The sequence below is a fragment of the Nonomuraea sp. NPDC005983 genome, from assembly GCF_040614375.1.
Taxonomy (GTDB): domain Bacteria; phylum Actinomycetota; class Actinomycetes; order Streptosporangiales; family Streptosporangiaceae; genus Nonomuraea.
Genome location: NZ_JBEXUP010000244.1, coordinates 1 through 7,009, shown reverse-complemented (window position 1 = coordinate 7,009; position 7,009 = coordinate 1). Strand labels below are relative to the sequence as shown.

Sequence of the window (7,009 nt, the reverse complement as noted above, 5' to 3'; positions counted from 1 at the left end):
TCGCGGGCTGCGGCGCCAGGCACGCCCGGCGCGAACTGGAGGAGCTGGCGGAGCTGTCGGGGGCGCTGCTGGCCACCTCCGCCGTCGCCAAGGGCCTGTTCCGCGGCAACCCATGGGACCTGGACGTCAGCGGCGGCTTCGCCACCCCGCTGGCGGCCGAGCTGATCCGCGGCGCGGACCTGGTCGTGGGCTGGGGCTGCGCGCTCAACATGTGGACGACCCGGCACGGCGACCTGATCGGCGAGCAGGCCGCCGTCGTCCAGGTGGACCTGGACGAGGACGCGCTCGGCGCGCACCTCCCGATCCGCCTCGGCGTGGCGGGCGACACGGCCGCCACCGCGCTCTCCGTGACGGCGGCCTTCCTGTCGGAGACCATGGAACGCCCGCCCGCCGCCCCGCCCGCTGTGGCCGAGCCGTCGGCGGGTGACGGCACGGCCGCCGCAGGTGCTGCCTGGCCGGTTGGTGGCGAGGCGCGGCGGTATCGGTCGCCCGAGCCGGCCCGGCGCATCCAGGCGGAGGGCCGCTGGCGGGCGGTTCCGTACACGGACGAGAGCCGCGACGGTCGCATCGACCCGCGCACGCTCACGATCGGCCTGGACGACCTGCTGCCCGCCGAGCGGATCGTCGCCACCGACTCGGGTAACTTCATGGGCTACCCGGCGATGTTCCTGGACGTCCCCGACGAGCAGGGGTTCTGCTTCACCCAGGCGTTCCAGTCGATCGGGCTCGGCCTGGCCACCGCGATCGGCGCGGCACTGGCCAGGCCCGACCGGCTGCCGGTGGCCGCGCTCGGCGACGGCGGCGCGCTGATGGGGGTCGCCGAGCTGGACACCGTGGCACGGCTGGGCCTGCCGATGGTGGTCGTGGTCTACGACGACGAGGCGTACGGCGCGGAGGTCCACCACTTCGGGCCGCAAGGGCACCCGCTGGAGCTGGTGCGCTTCCCGCCGACCGACCTGGCCGCCGTCGCCCGGGGGTACGGCTTCGCCGCCGTCACCGTCACCGAGCCTGCTGACCTGGCGGGGGTGGCCGACTGGCTGAAGGGCCCGCGCGACCGCCCGCTGCTGGTGCACGCCAAGGTCGCCCGCGACCGCGCCTCGTGGTGGCTGGAGGAGGCCTTCAAGGGCCACTGAGCCAGGAAGCCGTCAGGCGGTCCGGGTCGGGTGTCAGGTGCCGCCGAGTTTGCGGTACGTCCGTGCCTCCTCGGCCGCCGCCAGCACCTCGGCGAGGGACGCGCCCGCGCCCACGGCCACGGCGGCGGCGATCGCGCCCTCCAGAAACGGCACGTCGGCCATCACCACCCGCCCCGGCACCTCCAGCAGCCGGGACGTCAGCACTGAGCTGCCCAGGTCAGGGATGATCAGCACGCCGTCGCCCTGGTCCACCGATTCGAGCGCTCTGCCGATGAGGTCGATGCTGGTGCCGAGCCCGCCGTCGCCGGTGCCGCCCGCCGCCGCGACAGGCACGCCGGAGCCGGCGATGCCCCGCACCAGCGCCGCCACCTCGGACGCGAGCCCCGCGCTGTGCGCGACGAGCACGAGCCCGACCATCAGCACATCACCCTCAACACGCCACCCTCAACACCACCATCAGAAGGCCGCATCACGCACCACCGCCTGGCGCCCCACGCATCACGCCACCGCCGCCAGGGCCGCCACGATGAGGGCCGACGAGGCCGCTCCCGGGTCCTCATGCCCGATGCTGCGCTCGCCCAGGTAGCTCGCCCGCCCCTTGCGGGCCCGCAGCGGGATCGTCGCCCTCGCCCCCTGCTCCGCCGCCCGCGCCGCCCGCTCGAACGCCTCACGCGCACCCACCCCGTCGCGGACGGCCCGCGCCAGCTCCCGCGAGGCGGGGGCCAGCGCGTCGACCATCGTCTTGTCACCCGGCGCGGTCTTGCCGAGCCGCTCGACGGCCACCACCCCGGTCTCGAAGGCCACGGCGAACCCGGCCAGCGTCACGGGGTCGTCCAGCGACCTGCCCATCTGGCGGAACACCGACCCGTAAAGCGGGCCGGAAGCGCCGCCGACGCGGCGGATCAGCGTCGCCCCCGCTGACAGCAGCGCCTGTGCGGGCGTGTCCGGCGGCTGGTCGGCGAAGGCCTGCCGTACCTCGGTGAACCCGCGGTCCAGGTTCGTGCCGTGGTCGGCGTCGCCGATGGCCGCGTCGAGTTCGGTGAGGTGCTCGCGCTGGAGCCGGACCAGCCTGGCCGCCTCCTCGATCCAGGCGACGAAGAAGCGGGTGTCCATCAGCGTCCCCAGCGCAGCCCCGGTGTCTCGACCGGCGCGTCCCACAGGCGGGTGAGGGTGTCGTCGAGCTGGCAGATCGACACCGAGAAGCCCTGCATGTCCAGGCTTGTCACATAGTTGCCGACCAGCGACCGCGCCACCCGCGCGTCCTTGCCCCGCACGAACGCCGCCACCTCGCCGAACACCACGTACAGCTCCATCAGCGGGGTGCCGCCCATGCCGTTGACCAGGACGAGCAGGTCGCCGCGCAGCGGCAGGTCGCGGTGGATGGCCTCCATGGCGAGAGCGGTCAGCTCGCGAGCCGAGACCAGCGGGACCCGGGTGCGGCCGGGCTCGCCGTGGATGCCGATGCCCAGCTCCACCTCCCCCTCGGACAGGGTGAACGTGGGCTTGCCGGCCGCCGGGGCCGTGCACGAGGTCAGCGCGATGCCGAACGAGCGGCTGCGCTCGTTGACCTCGGCTCCGATCCTGGCTATCTGGTCGAGCGGCGCGTCCACCTCGGCCAGCGCGCCGGCGATCTTCTCCACGAACAGGGTCGCGCCGGTGCCGCGCCGGCCCGCCGTGTAGAGGGAGTCCTGGACGGCCACGTCGTCGTCGACGAGCACGGAGGCCACCTCGACGTCGTCGACCAGCTCGGCGGCCAGCTCGAAGTTCAGCACGTCGCCCGTGTAGTTCTTGACGATGTGCAGCACGCCGGCGCCGCCGTCGACCGCCCTGGTGGCGTCCATGATCTGGTCGGGCACCGGCGAGGTGAAGATCTCGCCGGGACAGGCCGCGTCGAGCATGCCGTGCCCGACGAAGCCGGCGTGCAGCGGCTCGTGCCCGGAGCCGCCGCCCGAGACGAGCCCGACCTTGCCGGGCCGAGGGCCCTCCGCTCGGTAGACCACCCTGTCGCGCACCACCAGCGACGGGTGGGCGGCGGCGAGCCCGACCAGCGCGTCGTCCACCACGGACTCCGCGGTGTTGATGAGCTTCTTCATGGCCACAAGACCGATCTGCCCGTTTCCGCCTGGGGACAAGCGTCATGGGAACGTCCGCGGCGTGGTCCGGCTGCCCACCAGGGCGAAACCTAGGCTACCTTCTGCTCATGGCTGAGATCGTGTACCCGCCGGTGATCGCCGCCGCGCGGACCCTCTTTCGCGTCCTCGACTACCGCTTCCACATGGAGGGGACCGAGCACGTGCCGCGCACCGGCGGTGCCGTGCTGGTCAGCAACCACGTCAGCTACCTCGACTTCATCTTCGCGGGGTTCGGCGCGCTGCCGTCCAAGCGGCTGGTGCGCTTCATGGCCAAGCAGGACGTGTTCGAGCACCGCATCTCCGGGCCGCTGATGCGGGGCATGCACCATATCCCGGTCGACCGGGGCGCGGGCGCGGGATCGTACGCCACCGCGCTGCGCATGCTGAAGGCGGGCGAGGTGGTGGGCGTGTTCGCCGAGGCCACGATCAGCCGGTCGTTCACGGTCAAGGAGATCAAGAACGGCGCGATCCGGATGGCGCAGGCCACGAAGGTGCCGGTGATCCCGGTGGCGCTGTGGGGCAGCCAGCGGCTGTGGACCAAGGGCAGGCCGAAGCGGCTGACCCAGCGCCACGTCCCGCTGACGATCCTGGTCGGCGAGCCGATGTACCCCCAGCGTGGCGAGGACGTCAACAAGCACACGGCCGACCTGCACGCCCGCATGTCGGAGTTGGTCGACAGGGCGCAGCGCGGCTACCCGGAGATCCCGCCCGGCGTGTGGTGGCAGCCGGCCCACCTCGGCGGCACCGCGCCCACGCCCGAGCAGGCGGCGGCCATGGACGCCGCCGAGGCCGAGGCGCGAGCCAAGAAGGAACAGTCCTAGATCCCGCCGGGAGGCCAGGAGGGATCAGGCGCCCGCCGGCTCGCTCTTGGCAGGAGCGTCCGAAGGAGTGGGCGCCTCGCCGGAGCGAGCCGAGAGCCCGCAGGGTCAGATCGCGGCCGGGTAGCTGCTCGCGCGCATCCCCGCCAGCAGGCCGGCGGTCTGCTCGGGCGTGTAGCGGCGCACCGGGTCGTGATGAAGTAAGCCCTCGATGAGCGGACGCATCACCCCGGCGCGGCGCGGCGGTGGGTAGCCGCCGCTTCTGGCCATGCCGAGCACGGTCGCCGCGTCCTGGCCGGGGTAGGGCGGCTGGCCCTCGACGGCGCTGTAGAGGGTGGCGCCGAACGACCACATGTCGGCCTCCTTGCTGGCCGGGCCGCCGTGCAGCCGCTCAGGGGCCATGAAGGCGGGGGTGCCGCGCAGCCGCCGCTGGGTGGTCATGCGGATGTCGCCCTCGGCGGTGGCGATGCCGAAGTCGGTCAGCACCACCCGGTCGCCGGTCAGCATGACGTTGGCCGGCTTGACGTCGCGGTGCAGCACGCCCGCCTGGTGGGCGGTGCGCAGCGCGGCGAGCAGGTGCTGGCCGATCGCCGCCACCGACTGGGCCGGGAGCGTGCCAACCTGGGAGAGCAGCTGGTGCAGCGACAGCCCGTCGAGGTACTCCATCACGATCCAGAGCTTGCCGCCCTCCTCGATGAGGTCGTGGACGGTGACGATGTTCGGGTGCGTGAGGCCCGCGGCCATGCGCGCCTCGCGCAGCACCCGCCTGCGCACCATCTCGGCCTCACCGGCCAGCGTCAGCTCTTTGAGTGCCACCTCGCGGTGCAGCAGCTGATCGAACGCCCGCCAGACGACGCCCATACCCCCACGACCGGCCTCCCCGTGGAGGAGGTACCGTCCGCCGATCTCCCGCATGCCATCCCCTCGTTGCTCGTGGTAATCATGTCATCTCGAGGGACGGCGTTGGGTCTCTACCGTGATCTGGATATGTCGGGAATCTTAGGTTCGCTGGTCAGCGGGGTTGAAATTCGATCGCCCAGGGCGCGCCACACGAGCGCGACAGCGATCATGGAGACGCCCACCGCGCTGAGGAAGACGGTGGGCAGCCCGGCCAGCTCGCCGAGCACGCCGCCGAGCGCGGCGCCCAGCGGCATGCCGCCCATCCCGATCAGCCGGTAGGCGGAGTTGACCCGGCCGAGCAACTCGGCCGGGATCAGCCGCTGGCGGGTGGAGACGACCAGGACGTTGACGGCCGCGCTCGTCACGCCCCACAGCACGGCGGTCGGGTAGAGCGCCCAGGCGGTCGGCACCAGCACGGGGACGAGCAGCAGCAGGTTGTTGGCCGTCCAGCCGCCGACGAGCGTCCTGCCCTCCCCGAACAGGCGGATGGCCCGGTCCGACACGAGCGAGCCCACCACCGCGCCGGCGGCGAACGCGGTCAGCATGAGGCCGTACCCGCTGGGCTCCAGGCCGATCGCGGAGTCGGGGCCGACGACCCAGAGCACCATGACGGCGAAGTAGGCGGCGCTGGAGAAGTTGAGCAGGCCCGCGCTGACGGCGAGGGTGCGCAGGAACCGCTGCGACCACAGGTAGCGCTGGGCCTCGACGATGCCGGCCAGCAGCGAGCGCCGCCCCCGGACGTCCTGGGGGGCCTTGAACGTGCCGCGCATGCCGAGCAGAAGCAGCCCCGCCGCCCCGTACAGCAGGGCGGGGCCGCCGAAGAGGGCGGCGGGCAGGATCGTGACCAGCACGCCCGCGACAGGCGCCCCGAGGAACTCGTTGCCGATCATCTGCGCGGTCTGCACCCGCCCGTTGGCCCTGGTGAGCTGCGCGGACGGGACCGTCATCGGCAGCACCGACTGCGCGGAGGTGTCGGCGAAGACCTCCGACACGCTCGCCAGCAGCACGACGGCCAGCAGCGTCCACAGGTTCAGCAGGCCGAGCGCGCCGAACAGCGCGGCCACGGCCAGCACCGCCACCCGGAACCCGTTGGCCAGCACCATGATCCGCCTGCGATCCACCCGGTCGGCGATCGCCCCCGCGTACAGGGCGAACAGCAGCCACGGCAGCGTGGCGGCGGCCCCCACCAGCGACACCTGGGTGGGGGAGCGGGTCAGCTGCACGGCCAGCAGCGGCGCCCCGACTTTCAGCACTCCGTCGGCCAGGTTCGACAGCGCGGTCGACGACCACAGGTATCCGAACGACCGCATGGCTCACTCCGATAGTGTGTAAGAGAAACTGTGCATAGATTCCTTTGCAAAGATAGGTGTGCACACCGATGCGAAGCAAGAGCTACTCCGCCAGGACGCTCGACGCGAACGCGCTGAAGTCGTTCGCGCACCCCCTGCGCCTGCGCATCTACGAGCTGCTGGAGGAGCGCGGACCGTCCACGGCGACCCAGCTCGCGAGCGTGCTCGGCCAGAACACCGGCGCGACCAGCTACCACCTGCGGGAGCTGGCCCGGCACGGGATGATCGAGGTCGTGCCCGAGCTGGGCAAGGGCAAGGAGAAGTACTGGCGGATCGCCCCCGGCGGCTTCTCCTACGGCGAACCGCCGCCCGGCGACGCCGAGACGGTGGTCGCGTTCGAGTTCCTGCTCGACGACCTGGTGCGGCAGCGCGGCGCGGAGCTGGTCCGCTGGCGCGAGGAGTCGGGCAGCACTCCCGCCGAGTGGGTGGCGGCCAGCGGCTTCGGCCGCCGCTCGGTCAGGCTCACGGCGGCGGAGACCACCCGGATGCGGGACGAGGTCTTCGAGGTCCTGGAGAGGTACCGGGCGCTGGCGGACGCCAGGGAGCGCGAGTCGCCGGGTGCGCCCGATTCGCCGACCGAGCACGTGGTGGTGCACTTCGACGTCTTCCCCGTCGGCGCCCGGCAGGGGCGCCCCTGACATGGGCCGGTCCCGGCCGCGCGCGCGGCCGGGGCCGGG

Annotated in this window: 8 protein-coding genes; 3 read left to right on the top strand and 5 right to left on the bottom strand. The window is 72.7% G+C overall.

The window, feature by feature from the left end:
* Positions 1-1,133: thiamine pyrophosphate-dependent enzyme (locus ABZ297_RS45720; RefSeq protein WP_355360531.1), on the top strand; the 1,133-nt coding region annotated here is incomplete at its 5' end.
* Between the two features lie 33 nt (positions 1,134-1,166).
* Here ABZ297_RS45720 and ABZ297_RS45715 read toward each other — a convergent pair.
* From ABZ297_RS45715 to dhaK, 3 genes are all read right to left on the bottom strand, one after another.
* Positions 1,167-1,550 carry a phosphoenolpyruvate--protein phosphotransferase gene (locus ABZ297_RS45715; RefSeq protein ID WP_355360528.1) on the bottom strand — a complete coding sequence of 128 codons (384 nt, stop codon included), beginning with the start codon at positions 1,548-1,550 and terminating at the stop codon, positions 1,167-1,169.
* Positions 1,551-1,631: 81 nt separating this feature from the next.
* Positions 1,632-2,246, bottom strand: coding sequence for a dihydroxyacetone kinase subunit DhaL (dhaL, locus tag ABZ297_RS45710; RefSeq protein ID WP_355360525.1), 615 nt, complete (start codon positions 2,244-2,246; stop codon positions 1,632-1,634).
* A complete protein-coding gene (gene dhaK / locus ABZ297_RS45705) occupies positions 2,246-3,226 on the bottom strand; it encodes a dihydroxyacetone kinase subunit DhaK (RefSeq protein ID WP_355360522.1) in 981 nt (326 codons plus the stop codon). The genes dhaL and dhaK overlap by 1 nt, the downstream gene beginning before the upstream one ends.
* Before the next feature lie 107 nt (positions 3,227-3,333).
* Here dhaK and ABZ297_RS45700 point away from each other — a divergent pair, with 107 nt between their 5' ends.
* Positions 3,334-4,086: a lysophospholipid acyltransferase family protein gene (locus ABZ297_RS45700; RefSeq protein ID WP_355360519.1), complete on the top strand. Its 753-nt coding sequence runs from the start codon at positions 3,334-3,336 to the stop codon at positions 4,084-4,086.
* Between the two features lie 105 nt (positions 4,087-4,191).
* Here ABZ297_RS45700 and ABZ297_RS45695 read toward each other — a convergent pair whose 3' ends face one another.
* Positions 4,192-4,998 carry a serine/threonine-protein kinase gene (locus ABZ297_RS45695; RefSeq protein ID WP_355360516.1) on the bottom strand — a complete coding sequence of 269 codons (807 nt, stop codon included), beginning with the start codon at positions 4,996-4,998 and terminating at the stop codon, positions 4,192-4,194.
* A 56-nt stretch (positions 4,999-5,054) separates the two neighbouring features.
* A complete protein-coding gene (locus tag ABZ297_RS45690) occupies positions 5,055-6,293 on the bottom strand; it encodes an MFS transporter (protein ID WP_355360513.1) in 1,239 nt (412 codons plus the stop codon).
* Positions 6,294-6,361: 68 nt separating this feature from the next.
* Between ABZ297_RS45690 and ABZ297_RS45685 the strand changes: the two genes are divergently transcribed.
* Positions 6,362-6,970: a helix-turn-helix domain-containing protein gene (locus ABZ297_RS45685; protein ID WP_355360510.1), complete on the top strand. Its 609-nt coding sequence runs from the start codon at positions 6,362-6,364 to the stop codon at positions 6,968-6,970.
* The last annotated feature ends 39 nt before the right edge of the window (positions 6,971-7,009 follow it).

Excerpts from the sequence above, each read along its gene's own strand:
- ABZ297_RS45715 (WP_355360528.1), bottom strand. The coding sequence starts at position 1,550 with ATGGTCGGGCTCGTGCTCGTCGCGCACAGCGCGGGGCTCGCGTCCGAG.
- dhaL (WP_355360525.1), bottom strand. The coding sequence starts at position 2,246 with ATGGACACCCGCTTCTTCGTCGCCTGGATCGAGGAGGCGGCCAGGCTG.
- dhaK (WP_355360522.1), bottom strand. The coding sequence starts at position 3,226 with ATGAAGAAGCTCATCAACACCGCGGAGTCCGTGGTGGACGACGCGCTG.
- ABZ297_RS45700 (WP_355360519.1), top strand. The coding sequence starts at position 3,334 with ATGGCTGAGATCGTGTACCCGCCGGTGATCGCCGCCGCGCGGACCCTC.
- ABZ297_RS45695 (WP_355360516.1), bottom strand. The coding sequence starts at position 4,998 with ATGCGGGAGATCGGCGGACGGTACCTCCTCCACGGGGAGGCCGGTCGT.
- ABZ297_RS45690 (WP_355360513.1), bottom strand. The coding sequence starts at position 6,293 with ATGCGGTCGTTCGGATACCTGTGGTCGTCGACCGCGCTGTCGAACCTG.
- ABZ297_RS45685 (WP_355360510.1), top strand. The coding sequence starts at position 6,362 with ATGCGAAGCAAGAGCTACTCCGCCAGGACGCTCGACGCGAACGCGCTG.